The following is a 19,181-nucleotide window of genomic DNA, read 5'->3' as shown; positions in this document are numbered from 1 at the left end:
GAATTATCACTCTATGTCAGGAAATTAAACTTATCTATTCTGGCTAGATAAATAAACAGTTGAACTGGAACGTTATACTTAATATATAGTCAAGCAGCGCAAAATTGAATTTTTTGAACTATTAGAGGCAAAATAGCACAGATTACATAAAGGCCTTTCTCGATTACGGGAAGGGCTTTTTAATTTATGTTGTTATATTTTCCCTTTTCAAGAAACTTGTTTTGTCTTTCTTACAATTCCTCTTTGATGTTGGTAGCTGTCTTTACTGGCATTCTTTCATTCATAAATCCACAACCACCAAATGGCATTTTTCCAAACATGGATACACAACTAACAGAACTTCTACGCTTATTGCGTAATCTGATCAGAACTGGTGTTGTTACCGAGGTAGATACCACCCGGGGAGTGTGCCGGATTGCAACAGGCAATCTCGAAACTGACTGGCGGCCTTGGTTGACAATGCGAGCAGGTAATTCCCGAACTTGGTGGGCTCCCAGCCGTGGTGAGCAAGTTTTGCTGTTATCTGTTGGCGGTGAATTGACCACCTCCTTTGTATTGCCAGCTATTTATTCTAATCAATTTCCGGAGCCATTGGCTGTTGCTGGCGAGACTGTTAATACTGCTTTTGCTGATCAATTTCCATCAGCGTTGCCTGCTTCTGCGGACGCTGTTCATATTGTCTTCCCTGATGGAGCGGTAATGGAGTATGAGCCAGCATTCAGTGCCTTAAAGGTAACAGGTATTAAGACAGCTGTAGTGCAGGCATCAAATTCCATAGCGCTTGAAGCAACAAATATCTCACTCAAGGCTCTCAACTCAATCAAACTGGAGGCAATCAACTCTATCGAACTGACTTCAGTCAACAAAATCGAGATGAAAACACTACAAGTTGAGATGCAAGCACTGGAGGTAAAAGCTAATGCAGCCAAAGGCATCACACTGCAAACACCAGAGTTTGCTGTAAAAGGAAAAACTAAGCTGGAAGGTGATGTTGAAAACACAGGCGGAAAACTCAGTTCTAACGGCGTAACCCTAAATTCGCATAAACACACTGGTGTTATGGCAGGCGGTGCGACAACAGGAGATCCAGTATAATGATGTACCTTGGAATGAATCGACAAACCGGTCGTAGCCTGACGGATCTGGATCATGTACGCCAGTCTGTCAGCGACATCTTACTAACCCCCGTTGGTAGCCGTTTGGAACGTCGTACTTATGGCTCTCTGCTACCCGAATTAATTGACTGGCCACAGAACGCGGCTCTACGCCTGCAAATTATGGCAGCCACCTATACAGCTATCAGCCGCTGGGAACCGAGGATTAATCTGACAGCTATCACCATAAATACCCAACAAGACGGCAAAATGACAGTAGATATATCTGGTCATTATCAGCTGTCCCCTGGGGGGTTTTCTCTATCTATCCCTGTGAGGTAAAACAATGCCGACCATTGATCTAAGCCAGTTGCCGCCACCTGATGTAGTTGAGCCACTGGATTATGAAAGCCTGTTGGCTGAACGTAAAGCCAAATTAATCTCTCTTTATCCTGAAGAGCAACGGGATGCTATTACTCGAACATTGGAATTGGAATCCGAACCTCTGGTTAAGTTACTTGAGGAAAACGCTTACCGGGAGTTGATATTGCGCCAGCGGGTTAATGAAGCCGCTCGTGCAGTAATGTTGGCCTATGCAACCAATAGAGATTTAGACCAGTTAGGAGCGAACTATAACGTTACCCGGGCAGTTATGGAGCCGGATAGTACCTTCCGTGATCGTATCCAAAGAGCCTTCGAAGGGCTGAGTGTTGCAGGGCCAATAGGCGCGTATGAATATCATGCTCTTAAGGTTAATGAAAGTATTCATGCTAATAAAAGCGAATACAAAGGTGAATATCAAACTGTTACAGATGTTTCCGTCGTCAGCCCATCACCAGCCAATGTGACGGTGACTGTTTTGTCGCGGAAATGGAAATGGGAGAAAGATAAAGAAGACGAAGAGGATAAAGAGCATAGCGGTGTAGCTTCACAAGAGTTACTGGATAAAGTGATTGCGGCACTTAATGACGAAAACGTCAGACCGGTTGCTGATCGGGTAAAAGTGCAGTCAGCCAACATAGTGGAATATCAAATTGATGCTGTGCTTTATCTCTATCCGACACCTGAATCTGAACCTATCCGTAAACTGGCTCAACAAAATATGGATAAGTACGTGCTAGATCAACATAAGTTGGGGAGAGATATTCGGTTATCTGCCATTTACGCTGCGCTGCATGTTGCAGGTGTGCAGCAGGTAGAACTGAGAACCCCGACGAAGGACATAATTCTGTGTAAAGATCAAGCTCCTTATTGTACTGGTGCAAAACTGGAAATAGGTAAAACACAAACTGCTGATTGTTCCAAACCAAATCCAAGTTTGATAGTGGGAGGTTCTGATGAATGACCGCCTGTTACCAACAGGTTCTACGGTTTTGGAGTTGGCTGCTGCTAAGGCATGTTCACAATTGCAAAATATTCCAGTACCGCTTCGCCAACTCTGGAATCCGGATACTTGCCCTGAAGAGTTATTACCCTATTTGGCGTGGGCGTGGTCGGTTGATCGCTGGGACGAAAAGTGGTCGGTAAGCACTAAGCGAGACGTGATAAAAAACTCTCTGTTTCTGCACAAACATAAGGGAACCATTGGTGCCGTCCGTCGCGCGGTAGAACCGCTTGGTTATCTCATTCAAATAAAGGAATGGTGGCTGAACAACGAAACACCGGGCACATTCCGGTTGGCGATAGGGGTACAGGAAAATGGGATCACCGAAGAAACTTTTTTAGAGCTGGAACGGCTAATTTCTGATGCCAAGCCTGTAAGTCGTCATCTGATAGGTTTATCAATCAACCTAGATGTTAAGGGCGAATTTTATTGCGCTGCAACGAGCTATAGTGGAGATGACCTCACCGTTTACCAATATCTCCCTGACGTCATCACAACTAGCGACAATGCTCCTTTAGGAGCTGCAATTCATTTGATCGAGACAGATACATTGAGGGTTTCACCATGAAATACTTTGCAATTTTAACCAACCTAGGCGCGGCGAAACTGGCGAACGCTGCTGCTTTGGGGACAAAAGTCGATATTACTCACATGGCTGTTGGTGACGGTGGCGGTAAATTACCAGATCCTGACGTCAATCAGACAAAATTAATTAATGAAAAGCGTCGTGCTGCAATTAATACATTAAGTGTCGACCCGGTAAACACAAACCAAATTATTGCCGAACAAATTATCCCTGAGGGTGAGGGTGGTTGGTGGATGCGTGAAATTGGTTTGTTTGACGGTGAAGGTAACTTGATTGCAGTAGCAAACTGCCCGGAAACCTATAAACCACAATTACAGGAAGGTTCGGGTAGAACACAAACTATCAGAATGATCTTGATTGTCAGCAATACGGATTCGGTAACGCTGAAAATCGATCCCTCTGTTGTTCTGGCGACTCGTGATTATGTAGATAGCTCTATCCAGAAACATGAAAAAAGCCGTAATCACCCAGATGCCACATTGACAGAGAAAGGTTTTACAAAACTTAATAGTGCCATTAACAGTAATGATGAAACTACAGCAGCAACACCCAAAGCGGTAAAAGCAGCTTATGATAATGCTAATAGTAAATTGGCAAAAAACCAAAATGGCGCGGATATCCTAGATAAAAATGCTTTTGTGAAAAACCTTGGTTTATTGGAAAAGCTAATTCCGATAGGTGTACCACTTCCTTGGCCGACGGCAACACTGCCGGATGGGTGGTTACAATGCAATGGTGCGGCCTTTGATAAAGCGAAATTTCCAGAATTAGCCAAGGCTTATCCTGGTGGTAATTTGCCCGATTTGCGTGGGGAATTTATTCGCGGTTGGGATGACAAACGTGGCGTTGATCCAGACCGTACATTATTGGTATGGCAAGAAGGGTCTTATTTACTACAGGAAACTCAACAAGCTGCTGATAATGTTGTTAACTTCTCAGTTAATGAGCGTACGAAATTACAATGGGATACTCCCCAAAATAAAGATATTCCATTAAGAGCTAGAGCTTCTGGAGGTTCAGCAACAACCTGGACTACCAATGCAGCTTATATAGGGGTATCAAGGCCACGTAACGTAGCCTTTAACTATATTGTAAGGGCAGCATAATGCTCATGTCTGTACTTGAAGAGATCCCGGTAGGAATACCACTGCCTTGGCCGACTGACATACCACCAAATGGGTGGGTGAAATGTAATGGGGCAATCTTTGATAAGTCTTTATATCCCAAATTAGCGGAAACTTATCCCAGTGGTAGATTACCTGATTTACGTGGTGAATTTATCCGGGGCTGGGATGATGGACGTGGGGTGGATGTCGGTCGATATCTCCTATCCTTTCAATTGGCAGATATTGCTCCACATAGTCACAGGATTGGACGGATGTGGTCCAACTCAAATGGTGGAACCGATAAGGTGGGTACACCAAGCTATATTCTCAATAGTGTCTATCAAAACGTTAACTATGGTATTGATCCTCGCGGACTAGGCATCGCTATAGGAATGGGAGCTGGTGGTTTCGGTTATATGGATAATGCGATTGCTGCTTCAACAGGAATAGAAACACGTCCACGAAACGTGGCATTTAATTACATTGTGAGGATTGCCTGATGAATAAGGCTGTACTGGATAAGAATAATATTGCTATCAGTACCGGAAGTATCGTTGTGTTTAATTACGATGCGATTACGCTGGAATATTTAAACAGTTCTGATGAGTATCTTCCCGTTGGTGTCGGTCTTCCTGCTAATTCCTGCACAGACTCACCACCTGAAACCCAAGAGGGATATACCGCCTGCCGTTCATCTGATTTAACCAGTTGGCAAATTGTACCAGATTATCGAGGAAAAATAGCTTACGACACTCAAACTGGGGAACAGAAGGAAATCATTAAACAGGGCGAATTACCAGAAACACTGACGTGCAAACAACCAAGCACTGATTTTGATAAGTGGGATGGTGAAAAATGGGTAACGGACATTGAAGCTCAAAAAGCCAATCAGATTAAACAGGCAGAACAACAACGAGTCACTCTTCGCCAACAGGCTGATGAAGCCATGACTTTATTACAATATGCTATTGAGACTGAGATGGCCTCAGACACAGAGAAAGCATTATTGCTTGCCTGGAAGAAGTATGTGGTATTACTGAGCCGTGTTGATACTTCAATGGCTTCAGATATTGAGTGGCCACAAATACCAGAATAATACAATTATCAAGACCGGGTGTTATTCTGTCCCCGGTCTTTTTTCAGTTATGATAGGCTATGTTGACCAGTCGATTTCCGATGCCTTTGAAGTATCAACCCGGTTAAGTATGGCTAGGTATTTTTTCCATTCCAGCAAGGTCTGATACATCAGGTAAGCACTCATTGATAGCCCTAAAAATCAGGATGGAAAAAGGCCTGCGGTTTGTAAACTGCGGGCCTATATTATTTATACCGGTTGTGCGGGCCACTCAATATCTGGTGCTATGGTGGGATTAATACGGTTTGCTTGCATTCGGTATTTTTTCCAAGCTTTGAGCCGTTCTATCTCTTCCAGAGTTACTTCATCTAGATCAACGGCATCCTGTAAGGGAGCAATAGTATTGCTGGCAAGGGCTAGCAATTCTTCTTTACGTCTCTCTGCTTGAGCAACTAACTCGCCCTTTGTGTAGTTACGCGGAACAATAGCGCCATTTATATATTGCCATTTGCCAGAAGTATCACAAGAATCAGGCAGATTACTTACCTCAGCCACACTCATTCCATCTGGGTTAAAAGCTGATACATCTCCTGATATAGAACGGATTATATTATTAAAATCATACATTACTTTAATTGTGTCAGGGTTAAAGCTTTTCTGGCATTCATACCAGTCTTGACCATCTTCTGACTTCAAATAAATGGCATTAAAATCTTCAATGATTTTTCTGGCTTGTTTTGAGTCAGGTGTATATTGGGAAAAATTTTTAATGTTTTGCATATATTCATCACCCTACTAAATATTGGATATATTCATCCATATGCCGTTAATCTTCTTCTGTATTGGTCTGCGGTTTACGGTGTCAACTAGCTCATTTCTGTTTCCATTTATTACAGCAGTAATGGCATACCCACTTGCGTTTGTATCTCCAGAACTTTCCTGTATTTGCGCGCTCTCTTTGGCCCCAAAACGAATATCTTGAATATAACGCGTGTCTGATTCTGATTTTGTATAAGCGCCAATAATCGTAGCGGTTGGTCTATATCCTTCATGATAAACTTGATATCCCCTAACTCGAAGATTATCGTGTCTAAGGCTCATCCATTCATTAGTTGGCCCTCCAGAGAGGACGTGCTGCCATTTGAAATATTCGTTACCATTATCTCCCGTTTTAAACCACATATAGGAGTCTGCATCACCATCTCCGGTGTTTTTAAAACCGATAGAGGCAAAGTCGGTGTTTCTGTTCCAACTCAGCATAGAATCAGTAGTAATAGTTATGTCGCCTGTTACATTGCCCCCGCTACGTTGCAACGCATCTGAGGCTTTAGTAACAGTTTCCACCAAACCAAGATTTTTCAAAACTCACTAATCTGTGAAATTTCCGAAAGGATAGTCTCGTATTGGTACTAAGCAGGGGATATATGGCGAAGATTGGCTATATTCGGGTGTCAATAAATGACCAGTACTGTGGTTTATGAAAAAATGTGTTTATAAGAGTAAATTATGAACTATTTGGGAGGATAAATTTGTAGTAAAAATAACTAATTGAAAGTTTAATTTTATACTATACAACAAGCATTTATGAGATTTCATTTTGCATTAAATATAAATTTTCTTTATCTCAGATTTAATTATACTAACTCCCTTCCCAAACAAAGTTTAGGTCAGTTATTTTCAAGATAATAAGAAATAAAATTAAATACAGATAGAAAACCCGCAGTTATAAGCTGCGAGTTCTGTCATTAGCCATTGGGCATCAACATTTCTTTTTCTTTCCTTGAACTGCCTTAAAACGCGGATTAGATTTACAAATAACATATAATCGACCACGACGGCTGACGATTTTACAATCCGGATGACGAGTTTTTGCTGTTTTAAGTGAACTTAACACCTGCATTTTTCCATGATCTCTCAATTTATTTATTACCAATAAAACGCCCGAATTTTTTCTGGAATCGCGCAGTGCTGCCTTCCTGAGATAAAGTTTTCTGCTTACCCGTATAGAAAGGGTGTGATTCCGATGACACATCAACAGTGACATATGGATACTCTTCCCCATTCAGGGTAATTGTTCGTTCCGTGCGAATCGTGGAGCCAATTGTAAAATAGGCATTAGCACTGGTATCGTGAAATACAACTACCCGATAGTTTGGATGGATATCTGGTTTCATAATTTCGCCAAATTGTAATAATATAACATTACAATAGCGTGATTTATTTTTATCGGCAAGAAAATAATGAGAAATTTTCTCAGTGCAAAAAAAAACCTCTGTATTTTTAATGTACAGAGGCTTTTTCAATTTCTTATTATAAAACGATTATTCTACAGTCACTGACTTAGCCAAGTTACGAGGCTGATCAACATCAGTTCCTTTGATCAGAGCAACATGATAGGAAAGCAGTTGCAGTGGTACTGTATAAAATATTGGTGCAATCAGCTCTTCAACATGCGGCAATGGAATAATCTTCATTCCTTCACTATCGGTAAAACCCGCGTCCTGATCAGCAAACACATATAGCAATCCACCACGGGCACGTACTTCTTCGATATTAGATTTCAGTTTTTCTAGCAGTTCATTGTTCGGAGCTACAATGATAACCGGCATATCCGCATCAATCAGTGCCAATGGGCCATGTTTTAATTCACCGGCAGCATAAGCCTCAGCATGGATATAAGAAATCTCTTTTAATTTCAGAGCACCTTCAACCGCAATCGGATATTGATCACCACGGCCAAGGAACAAAGCGTGGTGTTTGTCAGAAAAGTCTTCCGCCAGCACTTCAATAATTTTATCTTTCGATAACATGCCTTCGATACGGCTTGGCAGTGCATGTAACGCATGAACAATTTCTTGCTCCTGTTCTGCATCAACACCTTTCAAGCGTCCAAGGTAAGCCACCAGCATCAGTAATACTGTCAGCTGAGTTGTAAATGCCTTAGTTGAAGCAACACCAATTTCTGCACCAGCTTTGGTCATCAGAGCAAAATCAGATTCACGTACTAATGAAGAACCCGCTACGTTACAAACAGTTAACGATGTGAGATAGCCAAGTTCTTTAGATAAACGCAGTGCTGCTAATGTATCCGCAGTTTCACCCGATTGAGACAATGTGATCAGTAAGCTTCCTGAACGGCGTGCTGATTTGCGGTAACGGAATTCAGAAGCAATTTCCACATCACAAGGAATACCAGCCAATGCTTCAAACCAATAACGGGAAACCATACCTGCGTTATAGGATGTACCACAGGCAACAATCTGAATATGCTCTACTTGAGATAATAATTTAGCTGCATTAGGACCAAGTTCAGACAGATCTACTTGTCCATGACTCAAGCGCCTTTCCAAAGTGCTTTTAATTGCCATTGGCTGTTCATAGATCTCTTTTTGCATGTAATGACGGTAGACACCTTTGTCACCAGCATCGTACTGAATATTGGATTCAATCTGTTCCCGTTCAACCGGTTTGCCCTGAGCATTAAAAATACGCACAGTACGACGAGTTATTTCAGCAATATCCCCCTCCTCAAGGAAGATAAAACGACGAGTAACAGGCAGTAGCGCCAACTGATCAGACGCCAGAAAGTTTTCTCCAACGCCCAAGCCTATAACCAAAGGACTACCCGATCTTGCAGCAATTATTGTTCCAGGATCACGGCTATCCATGATGACTGCACCATAAGCACCACGCAACCGAGGAATAACTCGTTGAATAGCTTCCAACAAAGTACCACCTTGTTTTTGCTCCCAATGAACAAGGTGGGCAATAACTTCTGTATCAGTATCCGAGATAAATTGATAACCGAGTGCAATTAATTGAACGCGTAATTCTTCATAGTTTTCAATAATACCGTTGTGAACAACAGCAATATAATCAGATATATGCGGGTGAGCATTTTTCTCGTTTGGTTCGCCGTGTGTAGCCCAACGGGTATGGGCAATACCTGTCCCACCAAGGACTGGCTGCTTATCAACCTCATCAGCAAGTACTTGTACCTTACCGACTTCACGCAGGCGAAACATATTTTTTTCGTTATCAACAACCGCCAAACCAGCGGAGTCATAACCTCGGTATTCCAAACGACGAAGTCCTTCAATCAGGATTTCTGCAATATCTCGTTGTGCTACTGCACCAACAATTCCACACATCAGTTTTATTCCTAAAAATAGGGCTGATGAAAGCCCTTTATATGTCAAGAGCCTGATTGTTTTCCGGTTTTTCCGGTCCCCGAGCCTGTAGAGTGGGGATTATTATTTTATTTTTTTTCCTTCACAGGGCGTTTCCACCCTTGAATATGTGTTTGTTTAGTTCTGCTTACTACCAGTTCATTTTCAGCGATGTTTTTTGTCACTGTTGTCCCCGCTCCGATTGTAGCACCTTTAGCAACAGTCACTGGAGCAACAAGCTGAGTATCAGAACCAACAAAAACATTGTCACCAATAATGGTCTTAAATTTATTTGCGCCGTCGTAGTTACAGGTAATAGTACCTGCACCAATATTTACATCACGACCAATGTCTGCGTCACCAAGATAAGTCAAATGTCCAGCTTTAGAACCTTTACCCAAATAAGATTTCTTCATCTCAACGAAATTCCCTACATGGGCTTTTTCAGCGAGTTTAGAACCAGGACGCAAACGAGCAAAAGGCCCAACAGTACAACCCGTTTCCATTTCAGAATCTTCAACAATTGTATAAGGGCTAATAATAGAATCATTACCAATAATGCAATTCTTCAACACACAACCGGTACCAATCTGTACGTTATTACCAAGGGTTACATTACCCTCAATAATGACATTAGTATCAATAACCACATCACGGCCATGAATTAGTGTGCCACGTAAATCAAAACGGGCAGGATCCAACAACATAACACCCGATAGTAATAATTGTTCCGCTTGCTCAGATTGATAAATGCGTTCAAGAGCGGACAGTTGAAGGCGGTTATTTACACCTTCCATTTCACTCAAGCGAGTTGGGTGCACCGCTTCAATTTTTCTACCTTCTTTATAAGCTAACGCAATCACATCAGTAAGGTAATATTCACCCTGAACATTGTTGTTATCCAATTGGGACAACCAACGTTTTAAATCACTACCATTAGCAACCAGAATACCTGTATTTATTTCATTGATTTTACGTTGTTCTTCAGTCGCGTCTTTTTGCTCAATGATGCCCGTTACTTCTCCATTTTCACGAACAATACGACCATAACCTGTTGGATTATCCAAAATTGCCGTTAATAAACCTATACCACCGTCAGGTTTAACCGCTAGCAGGCGTTCAAGGGTATCTGTACCAATAAGAGGCACGTCACCATACAGTATCAAAATATCTTCATCATCAGCGAAATGTGGTGCTGCCTGCTGCATTGCATGGCCAGTCCCTAACTGCTCTGCTTGTAATACCCAATTTAGTGTTTGATCAGAAAGGGTTTGTTTCATCAGGTCACCACCATGTCCATAAACCAGATGAACATTTTTAGCCCCTAATGCCATTGCAGTATCAATCACATGCTGAACCATAGGTTTACCGGCCAGCAAATGCAGAACTTTAGGGAGATCAGAGTACATGCGGGTTCCTTTACCCGCGGCAAGGATCACAACACTTTTTGCACTGTTAGACATAAGAAACCCGATAACTCCAATTTAAGAGAGAAAAGTAAACCTGCTTATAAGATAAATTACTACATATTTCGCAATACAAAAAAGCCAGTTAGCTCGCACCAACTGGCTTTTTTATTTAACTACCTGTATTACATCGCTTTTTTTGTTAACTCGATTACACGAAGTTTCGCAATCGCTTTAGACAATTCAGCTGATGCCTGAGCATAGTCAACATCACCGTGAGAATTACGGATGTGTTCTTCAGCTTTACGTTTAGATTCCAACGCTTTAGCTTCATCCAAATCTTTACCACGGATAGCAGTGTCAGCCAGTACGATAACGCCGCTCGGTTGTACCTCAAGGATACCCCCAGAAAGGTAAATGACCTCTTCTTCACCGAACTGCTTAACAATACGTACCATGCCAGGTTTTATGGCAGTCAGTAGCGGAGCATGTCCTGGGTAAATGCCCAGTTCACCTTCACTACCTGTCACCTGAATTTTCTGTACCAAACCTTCAAACATCCGGCTTTCAGCACTGACAACATTCAGATGGTAAGTCATTGCAGCCATGTCAACCTCCGGTCAGCCGTATTAAAGTTTCTTCGCTTTTTCCACAGCTTCTTCGATGGTACCTACCATGTAGAATGCCTGTTCTGGTAGGTGGTCATAGTCGCCGTCTAAGATACCTTTAAAGCCACGGATAGTATCTTTCAGGGAAACGAACTTACCTGGTGAACCAGTAAAAACTTCTGCAACGAAGAACGGCTGAGACAGGAAGCGCTGGATCTTACGAGCACGCGCAACTACCAGCTTATCGCCTTCTGACAGTTCATCCATACCCAGAATAGCGATAATATCTTTCAGCTCCTGATAACGTTGCAGGATAGACTGAACGCCACGAGCAACATTATAGTGTTCTTGACCAACAACCAATGGATCAAGCTGACGGCTGGTAGAATCCAACGGATCAACCGCAGGGTAAATACCCAAAGAAGCGATCTGACGGCTCAGAACTACAGTTGCGTCTAAGTGCGCGAAAGTCGTCGCCGGAGATGGGTCAGTTAAGTCATCCGCTGGTACATAAACAGCCTGTACGGAAGTAATAGAGCCGGTTTTGGTAGAAGTAATACGTTCTTGCAGAACACCCATTTCTTCCGCCAGAGTTGGCTGATAACCTACCGCAGATGGCATACGACCAAGCAGTGCGGATACTTCAGTACCTGCCAAGGTATAACGATAGATGTTATCAACAAATAGCAGAACATCGCGGCCTTCATCACGGAACTTCTCAGCCATTGTCAGACCAGTCAACGCAACACGTAGACGGTTTCCTGGTGGCTCGTTCATCTGACCATATACCAGAGATACTTTATCCAGTACGTTAGAGTCTGTCATTTCGTGGTAGAAGTCGTTACCTTCACGAGTACGTTCACCTACACCGGCGAATACAGAGTAACCCGAATGCTCAATCGCAATGTTACGGATCAACTCCATCATGTTTACGGTTTTACCTACGCCCGCACCACCAAACAGACCAACTTTACCCCCCTTCGCGAATGGGCAAATCAGGTCCATTACCTTAATACCGGTTTCCAATAATTCTTGAGAGTTAGATAACTCTTCATAGCTTGGAGCCGGACGATGAATAGCCCAACGCTCTTCTTCACCGATATCGCCTTTCATGTCGATTGGTTCACCCAATACGTTCATGATACGGCCCAATGTCGCTTTACCAACCGGAACTTCAATTGGGTGGCCTAAATCAGTGATACTTAAACCACGGCTTAAACCATCAGAAGTACCCATTGCAATACAACGAACAACGCCGCCGCCCAACTGCTGCTGAACTTCCAGCACCAGCTTAGCTTCGCCGTTTTGAACCTCAAGAGCATCGTATACTTTTGGTACGGTATCTTGAGGGAATTCGACGTCCACCACGGCGCCGATTACCTGGATAATCTTTCCAGTAGCCATCTTGAATCCTCTACGTAATTCATAAACCTAGCTGTTAAACCGCGGAAGCACCCGAGACAATCTCGGTCAGCTCCTGAGTTATGCTGGCCTGACGAGCTTTGTTATAAACCAACTGCAACTCTTTGATCAGGCTACCACCATTATCAGTTGCGGCTTTCATCGCCACCATTCGTGCGGCCTGTTCACTAGCCAGGTTTTCAACGACGCCCTGATAAACCTGCGATTCTACATAACGACGCAGCAGTATATCTAGCAACGCCTTAGGATCAGGTTCGTATAAATAATCCCAGGATTTCTTCTTCAGTGTTTCATCATCTCCGGCAGGCAGAGGTAATAACTGAGTAATAGTCGGTTCCTGGGACATTGTATTGATGAACTTGTTTGTCACCACATACAATTTATCCAGACGTCCCTCATCGTATGCCCGCAGCATGATATTCACTGGCCCGATCAATTCAGACAGTGAAGGGTTATCTCCCATGCCTGTTACCTGAGCAACAACGTTGCCCCCAACAGAAGCAAAGAAAGAGGTAGCCTTAGAGCCAATAAGCGCCAGATCACACTGGACACCTTTATCAGACCAGTCTTTCATTTCTGAAAGCAGTTTTTTGAACAGATTAGTATTCAAACCACCGCACAAGCCACGATCGGTAGAAACAACCAGATACCCGACACGTTTGGTTTCACGCTCTTCAAGGTATGGATGTTTATATTCCAGATTACCTAACGCAAGGTGACCAATCACGCTGCGTATGGTTTCTGCATAAGGACGACTGGCCGCCATGCGATCCTGCGTTTTACGCATTTTGGACGCAGCAACCATCTCCATCGCTTTAGTGATTTTTTGCGTGTTTTGCACGCTGGCGATCTTGGTACGTATCTCTTTTGCGCCGGCCATTCCTGATTCTCCTCATTAACCAGACGGCCCATGTTTAATTAAACCGGGCCGAATAGTGTTACCAGGACTGAGTTGCCTTGAAGGAATCCAGCAGAGCTTTCAGCTTTGCTTCGATCTCTTCGTTGTAACCACCAGACTGGTCAATCTCTTTTAGAAGATCAACATGTTCACGGTTGGCATATGCAAGCAACGCAGATTCGAAATCAATAACCTTAGCAATTTCGATATCTTCCAGATAACCACGTTCCGCAGAAAACAGAGACAATGACTGCTGTGCAACAGACATTGGCGCATACTGTTTCTGTTTCAGCAATTCAGTTACTTTTTGACCATGATCCAACTGTTTACGGGTTGCATCATCAAGGTCAGAAGCAAACTGAGAAAACGCTGCCAGTTCGCGATATTGAGCCAGAGCAGTACGAATGCCCCCAGACAATTTCTTAACGATTTTAGTCTGAGCAGCGCCACCTACACGGGATACGGAAATCCCTGGGTTAACTGCTGGACGAATCCCCGCATTGAACAAACTAGATTCCAAGAAAATCTGACCATCAGTAATTGAAATAACGTTTGTTGGTACGAATGCTGATACATCACCTGCCTGAGTTTCAATGATAGGCAGGGCCGTCAGAGAACCGGTTTTACCTTTCACTTCACCATTGGTGAATTTTTCCACATATTCAGCGTTAACACGTGCAGCACGTTCCAGCAAACGAGAGTGCAGATAGAAAACGTCACCTGGGAATGCTTCACGTCCTGGCGGACGACGGAGCAACAGAGAAATTTGACGATAAGCTACAGCCTGCTTAGACAAATCATCGTAAACAATCAGCGCATCTTCACCGCGGTCACGGAAGTATTCGCCCATTGCACAACCCGAATATGGTGCCAGGTATTGTAATGCCGCAGATTCTGAAGCAGTCGCAACAACCACAATAGTATTAGCAAGAGCACCATGCTCCTCTAATTTACGAACAACGTTCGCAATAGTAGAAGCTTTCTGACCAACTGCGACATAGACACATTTTATGCCTGAGTCACGTTGGTTAATGATTGCGTCAATAGCCAGTGCTGTTTTACCCGTCTGACGGTCACCGATAACCAGTTCACGTTGACCACGACCGATAGGGATCATAGCGTCAACGGATTTATAACCAGTTTGTACCGGCTGATCAACAGATTGACGGTCGATAACACCTGGAGCAATCATTTCAACAGCAGAGAAACCATCATGCTCAACAGGGCCTTTACCATCAATGGGCTCACCCAGCGTGTTTACTACACGACCAAGCAGACCACGACCAACAGGTACTTCAAGAATACGACCAGTACATTTGACCTTCATACCTTCTGCTAAGTCAGCATACGGGCCCATTACAACCGCACCTACGGAGTCACGCTCCAAGTTCAATGCGATTGCATAACGATTGCCAGGCAGTGCGATCATCTCACCCTGCATAACTTCGGCTAAACCGTGAATACGAATGATACCGTCGTTAACGGATACAATCGTACCTTCATTGTGAGCTTCACTCACTACATTGAACTGAGCAATGCGCTGCTTGATCAGTTCGCTGATTTCGGTGGAATTCAGTTGCATATGCTCCAGTCCCCTTAAGACTGCAAGACGTCTGTTAAGCGATCTAAACGGCCACGAATACTGCCATCGATCACCAAATCACCTGCGCGGACAACCACACCAGCAATAACAGACTTATCAATTTTGCAATTCAGCTTAACTTTGCGTGACAGACGTTTTTCCATCGCTACAGAAATTTTAGCCAGCTGTTGTTCTCTCAGTTCGGTGGCAGAAATCACTTCAACATCAACGGTTGATTCAAGTGATGCACGCAATTGAATAAATTGCTGCAAAACTTCCGGCAACGCCAGTAAGCGACCGTTTTCTGCCATAACACGAATAAAGTTCTGAGCATGTTCATCGACCTGTTCACCGCAAATTGCGATAAAGGTATTAGCTAATGTTTCCGATGCCAATGAACCGGAAAGCAGCTCACCAACTTGCTCATTACGAGTCACTTCAGCTATGAACGCTAGCATATTCTGCCATTGTTCAAGCGATTGTTTTTCCACAGCAAAGTCAAAAGCTGCTTTGGCGTAGGGGCGAGCTACAGTAGCGAATTCAGACATGCCCCTCCCTCCTTACAGTTCAGCGACCAGTTTATCAACGATGTCGCTATTAGCAGCTTCATCCACGGAACGTTCGATGATTTTCTCGGCACCTGCGATAGCCAACATAGCGACCTGCTTACGCAACTCTTCCCGAGCACGCTTACGCTCGGCATCAATTTCTGCCTGAGCTTGCGTTACGATTCTGTTACGTTCCTGCTCAGCTTCCGCTTTTGCATCATCAAGGATCTGGGCTTTTTGTTTATTAGCCTGTTCAATGATGACCTGAGCTTCCACTTTCGCTTTCTTCATTTGGTCGGTCGCATTGGCTTGCGCTAAGTCCAGGTCCTTTTTGGCACGTTCCGCAGAAGATAAACCGTCAGCAATTTCTTTTTGACGTTTTTCTATGGCCGCCATGATCGGTGGCCATACGAACTTCATACAGAACATAACAAACAAGACAAACGCAATGGCCTGGCCGAGGATTGTTGCATTAATATTCACAGCACAATACCTCTTTTAAAATTAATGAGTTGACGTAGTTTCAGATTATTTCTACAAACTACGCGACAGCAAACATTACGTACAAGCCAAGGCCCACAGCAATCATAGGGATGGCGTCAACCAGACCCATAACGATAAAGAACTGTGTACGCAGCAGAGGGATTAAATCCGGCTGACGAGCAGCGCCTTCCAAAAATTTACCTCCGAGGATGCCGATACCGATCGCAGCACCGATTGCCGCTAGGCCCATCATTACAGCGGCAGCCATGTACAGCAGATCCATATTCAGGTTTTCCATGACAGTCTCCAGTTTGTTTCAGTTAAAACACAGTTAGTTATTGTGGTAAAAAATTAATGTTCTTCAGATGCCATCGACAGATAAACAATCGTCAGAACCATGAAAATAAAGGCTTGTAACGTAATAATCAGTATGTGGAAAATAGCCCAAGGCAGGCTGAGTAACCACTGCGACCACCACGGTAACAGACCAGCTATAAGAATAAAGATCAATTCACCCGCATACATGTTACCAAACAGTCGCAGACCGAGTGATACCGGTTTTGAAAGCAGGCTAACGCCTTCCAGAATTAAGTTAATTGGAATAAACAGTGGATGATTAAAAGGCTGTAAAGTCAGCTCTTTTGTAAAACCACCAATCCCTTTCATCTTAATGCTGTAGTAGAGGATGAGGACAAAGACACCAATAGCCATCGATAAGGTAATACTGACATCTGCTGTTGGCACGACACGCAGAGCAGGTAAACCAAAGAAATGTTCACCGATATAAGGAAGAAAATCGATTGGCAATAAGTCCATCACGTTCATTAATAACACCCAAACGAACACTGTTAGCGCCAAAGGGGCAATAACTTTGCTCTTGCCGTGATACATATCACGAACGCTGTTATCAACAAAACCCATGATCAATTCTATAGCAGTCTGAAGTTTGCCCGGTACGCCACTGGTGGCATTAACCGCAACCTTTCTGAATACATACAGAAATAAAATCCCTAATACGACTGAGAAAAAAAGCGAGTCAATGTTCAACGTCCAGAACGTTGCAGAACCACCAGAGTTGGGATCGACCAACTCAAAGGTACGTAGGTCCAACTGAAGGTTATTCAGGTGGTGGCCTATGTAGTCCCTTGCAGTTGAAACTTCTCCTGATGCAGACATGATGCCTCTTACCCTTTTATTGTTGAAAACCTAACCGTTTATCACAGCAGGTGCGATGATTTGCACAATCAGCACCGCTAAATAAACTAAACCTAGTGGTGCAAACGCCGCTTTAAACACGCCTAAAGCAACAACCAGCACAGCTATTGTAATAATAACTTTCAACCCTTCGCCAACAGCGAAAGACCATGCAATACGTACCGGAACCTCTTCTTCTTTTGCTTTTTGAAAACTGGCAAACAGCATGAATATGGCATTAGGTAACCAACATGCTAACCCACCAACAAAAGCAGAAGCGCCCCATTCTATACTTTTGGTACAAAAAGCCACACTGAGAATAACAAAAGTCATTAACTGCAAAAAAAGCAGCTTCAGTGCAATTTTACCGCTGTAAAGGGATACAGACATGACTTTTGTTTTCTCCCCTTGCACGCCTTGCATATCAGGTTTTGCTAAATGTTGTATAAAACTGCCTTTGCTTAAGAGTGTCAAGTGACAAAAACGTGCAAATTATACGGGCCACCAAAATGAATTCAATCCATAAGTAGCGAAAAGGTGAACAATTATTTAAATTTTTTTATTTTAGCGCCAGATTGCAAGCTAATGATTGTACTGATTTCTTGTTTTTAATAATTTCATACATTTCGGACTTAAATGTGATTTAAATCACATAATTTTTTCATTTGTTAATTATATTTAACATTCATAGTAAATGAAAATAAAATACATTAATAATAAAATCAATTGGTTAATTTAATTCCATACAAAAGAGTGATTATATTATTGACTTAAATTCCCAAGCTAATTTTTAGCTAGTTTAAAAAAGTGGATCTGATGAAAAAATGCTTTATCTGATTTTTAAAGGTTCAACTATCTTAATATCAAGATAACGTTATTTTTATGTAATAACTCGGTAAATTAAAGCTGAAACGATGCAAACCATAATTAACGATGCTGACTACAGTATAATTGTGCTCAACATCACTAATTATTTATAACTTTATTGACAAATAACAAAATTAGTTTGATTTAAGGATAACCAAATGACGTTGCCCTTCCAGTTCAGGAACATTTAATTTAATAACCGAATCGACAGAAATTCCAAAAGGCAAGATAGTCAGTTCCTCTTCTGGAAGCACACCTTTAAGTGCATAGAAACGCCCATGAATAGGCTCAGGCAAATGACTGCACCAAGAGACCATATCTTGTAACGAAGCAAAAGCACGGCTTATTACGCCATCAAAAAGTGGTTCAGAAGAATACGCTTCAACCCTACTTTGTACTGGTTCGATATTTACCAAATCAAGTTCATGCTGAACCTGACGCAAAAATCTCACTCTTTTGCCTAAACTATCCAGCAATGTGAAATGAGAATCTGGGCGAACAATAGCTAACGGAATACCTGGCAACCCCGGACCCGTGCCCACATCAATAAAACGATGACCTTGCAGATAAGGGCTGACAACAATGCTGTCCATGATATGACGCACCAGCATTTGTTCTGGCTCACGTACTGATGTGAGATTGTAAGCCTTATTCCACTTATTGAGCATATCAACATAGGCTACAAGCTGCTGTTTTTGCTGTAGTGACAGTTCTATTCCTGCTTTGGTCAGCAACAATTCTAGTTTGTTAAGCATAATC

General features: G+C 42.8%; 24 protein-coding genes. 7 read left to right on the top strand and 17 right to left on the bottom strand.

Annotated elements, in window-relative coordinates; genetic code table 11:
- Nucleotides 1–318: 318 nt before the first annotated feature.
- From SLS51_RS02215 to SLS51_RS02185, 7 genes are read left to right on the top strand one after another with little or no spacing between them, the layout of a single operon-like run.
- Entirely contained in the window at nucleotides 319–1,095 is a 777-nt protein-coding gene (locus SLS51_RS02215; protein ID WP_323835099.1) for a phage baseplate assembly protein V, read from the top strand.
- Entirely contained in the window at nucleotides 1,095–1,436 is a 342-nt protein-coding gene (locus tag SLS51_RS02210) for a GPW/gp25 family protein (RefSeq protein WP_036783323.1), read from the top strand. Before SLS51_RS02215 ends, SLS51_RS02210 begins: the two co-directional genes overlap by 1 nt.
- 4 nt (nucleotides 1,437–1,440) lie before the next feature.
- The gene (locus SLS51_RS02205; RefSeq protein WP_323835095.1) at nucleotides 1,441–2,439 is read left to right on the top strand and encodes a baseplate assembly protein; all 999 of its coding nucleotides are present in this window, start codon (nucleotides 1,441–1,443) and stop codon (nucleotides 2,437–2,439) included.
- Nucleotides 2,432–3,046, top strand: a complete 615-nt coding sequence (locus SLS51_RS02200) for a phage tail protein I (protein ID WP_323835093.1) — start codon at nucleotides 2,432–2,434, stop codon at nucleotides 3,044–3,046. Before SLS51_RS02205 ends, SLS51_RS02200 begins: the two co-directional genes overlap by 8 nt.
- On the top strand, nucleotides 3,043–4,170 hold the full coding sequence (locus tag SLS51_RS02195; RefSeq protein WP_011144434.1) for a phage tail protein: 1,128 nt from the start codon (nucleotides 3,043–3,045) through the stop codon (nucleotides 4,168–4,170). Before SLS51_RS02200 ends, SLS51_RS02195 begins: the two co-directional genes overlap by 4 nt.
- On the top strand, nucleotides 4,170–4,670 hold the full coding sequence (locus SLS51_RS02190) for a phage tail protein (RefSeq protein WP_439126836.1): 501 nt from the start codon (nucleotides 4,170–4,172) through the stop codon (nucleotides 4,668–4,670). The genes SLS51_RS02195 and SLS51_RS02190 overlap by 1 nt, the downstream gene beginning before the upstream one ends.
- A complete protein-coding gene (locus SLS51_RS02185) occupies nucleotides 4,670–5,266 on the top strand; it encodes a tail fiber assembly protein (protein ID WP_323835086.1) in 597 nt (198 codons plus the stop codon). Before SLS51_RS02190 ends, SLS51_RS02185 begins: the two co-directional genes overlap by 1 nt.
- 57 nt (nucleotides 5,267–5,323) lie before the next feature.
- Here the strand turns inward: SLS51_RS02185 and SLS51_RS02180 are convergent, their stop codons facing one another.
- The 17 genes from SLS51_RS02180 to rsmG all read right to left on the bottom strand — a co-directional run bounded on the left by SLS51_RS02180 (nucleotide 5,324) and on the right by rsmG (nucleotide 19,177).
- A complete protein-coding gene (locus SLS51_RS02180) occupies nucleotides 5,324–5,431 on the bottom strand; it encodes a tail fiber assembly protein (protein ID WP_323835084.1) in 108 nt (35 codons plus the stop codon).
- A gap of 63 nt (nucleotides 5,432–5,494) precedes the next feature.
- Complete coding sequence (locus SLS51_RS02175; RefSeq protein WP_323835082.1) at nucleotides 5,495–6,025, bottom strand: tail fiber assembly protein; 531 nt, start codon at nucleotides 6,023–6,025, stop codon at nucleotides 5,495–5,497.
- Nucleotides 6,026–6,040: 15 nt separating this feature from the next.
- Nucleotides 6,041–6,607, bottom strand: coding sequence for a hypothetical protein (locus SLS51_RS02170; RefSeq protein WP_323835080.1), 567 nt, complete (start codon nucleotides 6,605–6,607; stop codon nucleotides 6,041–6,043).
- Nucleotides 6,608–7,004: 397 nt separating this feature from the next.
- The gene (gene ykgO, locus SLS51_RS02165) at nucleotides 7,005–7,145 is read right to left on the bottom strand and encodes a type B 50S ribosomal protein L36 (RefSeq protein WP_323835411.1); all 141 of its coding nucleotides are present in this window, start codon (nucleotides 7,143–7,145) and stop codon (nucleotides 7,005–7,007) included.
- A 19-nt stretch (nucleotides 7,146–7,164) separates the two neighbouring features.
- Nucleotides 7,165–7,419: a type B 50S ribosomal protein L31 gene (locus SLS51_RS02160; RefSeq protein WP_011144449.1), complete on the bottom strand. Its 255-nt coding sequence runs from the start codon at nucleotides 7,417–7,419 to the stop codon at nucleotides 7,165–7,167.
- A gap of 147 nt (nucleotides 7,420–7,566) precedes the next feature.
- Nucleotides 7,567–9,396 (bottom strand): glutamine--fructose-6-phosphate transaminase (isomerizing), encoded by a 1,830-nt coding sequence (glmS, locus tag SLS51_RS02155; RefSeq protein ID WP_323835077.1) that lies wholly within the window; start codon nucleotides 9,394–9,396, stop codon nucleotides 7,567–7,569.
- Between the two features lie 107 nt (nucleotides 9,397–9,503).
- Nucleotides 9,504–10,877, bottom strand: a complete 1,374-nt coding sequence (glmU, locus tag SLS51_RS02150; RefSeq protein ID WP_323835075.1) for a bifunctional UDP-N-acetylglucosamine diphosphorylase/glucosamine-1-phosphate N-acetyltransferase GlmU — start codon at nucleotides 10,875–10,877, stop codon at nucleotides 9,504–9,506.
- Nucleotides 10,878–11,005: 128 nt separating this feature from the next.
- Nucleotides 11,006–11,428, bottom strand: a complete 423-nt coding sequence (locus tag SLS51_RS02145) for a F0F1 ATP synthase subunit epsilon (protein WP_011144452.1) — start codon at nucleotides 11,426–11,428, stop codon at nucleotides 11,006–11,008.
- Nucleotides 11,429–11,449: 21 nt separating this feature from the next.
- Nucleotides 11,450–12,832, bottom strand: coding sequence for a F0F1 ATP synthase subunit beta (gene atpD / locus SLS51_RS02140; RefSeq protein ID WP_323835073.1), 1,383 nt, complete (start codon nucleotides 12,830–12,832; stop codon nucleotides 11,450–11,452).
- Nucleotides 12,833–12,866: 34 nt separating this feature from the next.
- On the bottom strand, nucleotides 12,867–13,730 hold the full coding sequence (gene atpG / locus SLS51_RS02135; protein WP_112878700.1) for a F0F1 ATP synthase subunit gamma: 864 nt from the start codon (nucleotides 13,728–13,730) through the stop codon (nucleotides 12,867–12,869).
- Nucleotides 13,731–13,788: 58 nt separating this feature from the next.
- Entirely contained in the window at nucleotides 13,789–15,330 is a 1,542-nt protein-coding gene (atpA, locus tag SLS51_RS02130; protein WP_323835070.1) for a F0F1 ATP synthase subunit alpha, read from the bottom strand.
- Between the two features lie 14 nt (nucleotides 15,331–15,344).
- Nucleotides 15,345–15,878 (bottom strand): F0F1 ATP synthase subunit delta, encoded by a 534-nt coding sequence (gene atpH / locus SLS51_RS02125; protein ID WP_323835068.1) that lies wholly within the window; start codon nucleotides 15,876–15,878, stop codon nucleotides 15,345–15,347.
- A gap of 12 nt (nucleotides 15,879–15,890) precedes the next feature.
- Entirely contained in the window at nucleotides 15,891–16,361 is a 471-nt protein-coding gene (gene atpF, locus SLS51_RS02120; RefSeq protein WP_011144457.1) for a F0F1 ATP synthase subunit B, read from the bottom strand.
- A 58-nt stretch (nucleotides 16,362–16,419) separates the two neighbouring features.
- A complete protein-coding gene (gene atpE / locus SLS51_RS02115; protein ID WP_000429386.1) occupies nucleotides 16,420–16,659 on the bottom strand; it encodes a F0F1 ATP synthase subunit C in 240 nt (79 codons plus the stop codon).
- Between the two features lie 53 nt (nucleotides 16,660–16,712).
- Nucleotides 16,713–17,537, bottom strand: coding sequence for a F0F1 ATP synthase subunit A (gene atpB / locus SLS51_RS02110; RefSeq protein ID WP_105397418.1), 825 nt, complete (start codon nucleotides 17,535–17,537; stop codon nucleotides 16,713–16,715).
- Between the two features lie 30 nt (nucleotides 17,538–17,567).
- Nucleotides 17,568–17,945, bottom strand: a complete 378-nt coding sequence (atpI, locus tag SLS51_RS02105; RefSeq protein WP_323835063.1) for a F0F1 ATP synthase subunit I — start codon at nucleotides 17,943–17,945, stop codon at nucleotides 17,568–17,570.
- A 611-nt stretch (nucleotides 17,946–18,556) separates the two neighbouring features.
- Nucleotides 18,557–19,177, bottom strand: a complete 621-nt coding sequence (rsmG, locus tag SLS51_RS02100; protein ID WP_323835061.1) for a 16S rRNA (guanine(527)-N(7))-methyltransferase RsmG — start codon at nucleotides 19,175–19,177, stop codon at nucleotides 18,557–18,559.
- Between the last annotated feature and the right edge of the window lie 4 nt (nucleotides 19,178–19,181).

It is taken from the genome of Photorhabdus africana, assembly GCF_035181445.1.
Classification (GTDB): Bacteria; Pseudomonadota; Gammaproteobacteria; order Enterobacterales; family Enterobacteriaceae; genus Photorhabdus; species Photorhabdus laumondii.
Note: the sequence above shows the minus strand (reverse complement) of the source record. Positions and strands in the feature narration are given on the sequence as shown.

Excerpts from the sequence above, each read along its gene's own strand:
- atpD (WP_323835073.1), bottom strand. The coding sequence starts at position 12,832 with ATGGCTACTGGAAAGATTATCCAGGTAATCGGCGCCGTGGTGGACGTC.
- SLS51_RS02200 (WP_323835093.1), top strand. The coding sequence starts at position 2,432 with ATGAATGACCGCCTGTTACCAACAGGTTCTACGGTTTTGGAGTTGGCT.
- SLS51_RS02175 (WP_323835082.1), bottom strand. The coding sequence starts at position 6,025 with ATGCAAAACATTAAAAATTTTTCCCAATATACACCTGACTCAAAACAA.
- glmU (WP_323835075.1), bottom strand. The coding sequence starts at position 10,877 with ATGTCTAACAGTGCAAAAAGTGTTGTGATCCTTGCCGCGGGTAAAGGA.
- SLS51_RS02205 (WP_323835095.1), top strand. The coding sequence starts at position 1,441 with ATGCCGACCATTGATCTAAGCCAGTTGCCGCCACCTGATGTAGTTGAG.
- atpB (WP_105397418.1), bottom strand. The coding sequence starts at position 17,537 with ATGTCTGCATCAGGAGAAGTTTCAACTGCAAGGGACTACATAGGCCAC.
- SLS51_RS02180 (WP_323835084.1), bottom strand. The coding sequence starts at position 5,431 with ATGAGTGCTTACCTGATGTATCAGACCTTGCTGGAATGGAAAAAATAC.
- SLS51_RS02215 (WP_323835099.1), top strand. The coding sequence starts at position 319 with ATGGATACACAACTAACAGAACTTCTACGCTTATTGCGTAATCTGATC.
- atpI (WP_323835063.1), bottom strand. The coding sequence starts at position 17,945 with ATGTCTGTATCCCTTTACAGCGGTAAAATTGCACTGAAGCTGCTTTTT.
- glmS (WP_323835077.1), bottom strand. The coding sequence starts at position 9,396 with ATGTGTGGAATTGTTGGTGCAGTAGCACAACGAGATATTGCAGAAATC.
- atpG (WP_112878700.1), bottom strand. The coding sequence starts at position 13,730 with ATGGCCGGCGCAAAAGAGATACGTACCAAGATCGCCAGCGTGCAAAAC.
- atpH (WP_323835068.1), bottom strand. The coding sequence starts at position 15,878 with ATGTCTGAATTCGCTACTGTAGCTCGCCCCTACGCCAAAGCAGCTTTT.
- SLS51_RS02160 (WP_011144449.1), bottom strand. The coding sequence starts at position 7,419 with ATGAAACCAGATATCCATCCAAACTATCGGGTAGTTGTATTTCACGAT.
- SLS51_RS02210 (WP_036783323.1), top strand. The coding sequence starts at position 1,095 with ATGATGTACCTTGGAATGAATCGACAAACCGGTCGTAGCCTGACGGAT.
- atpE (WP_000429386.1), bottom strand. The coding sequence starts at position 16,659 with ATGGAAAACCTGAATATGGATCTGCTGTACATGGCTGCCGCTGTAATG.
- atpA (WP_323835070.1), bottom strand. The coding sequence starts at position 15,330 with ATGCAACTGAATTCCACCGAAATCAGCGAACTGATCAAGCAGCGCATT.
- ykgO (WP_323835411.1), bottom strand. The coding sequence starts at position 7,145 with ATGCAGGTGTTAAGTTCACTTAAAACAGCAAAAACTCGTCATCCGGAT.
- SLS51_RS02195 (WP_011144434.1), top strand. The coding sequence starts at position 3,043 with ATGAAATACTTTGCAATTTTAACCAACCTAGGCGCGGCGAAACTGGCG.
- rsmG (WP_323835061.1), bottom strand. The coding sequence starts at position 19,177 with ATGCTTAACAAACTAGAATTGTTGCTGACCAAAGCAGGAATAGAACTG.
- SLS51_RS02145 (WP_011144452.1), bottom strand. The coding sequence starts at position 11,428 with ATGGCTGCAATGACTTACCATCTGAATGTTGTCAGTGCTGAAAGCCGG.
- SLS51_RS02190 (WP_439126836.1), top strand. The coding sequence starts at position 4,170 with ATGCTCATGTCTGTACTTGAAGAGATCCCGGTAGGAATACCACTGCCT.
- SLS51_RS02185 (WP_323835086.1), top strand. The coding sequence starts at position 4,670 with ATGAATAAGGCTGTACTGGATAAGAATAATATTGCTATCAGTACCGGA.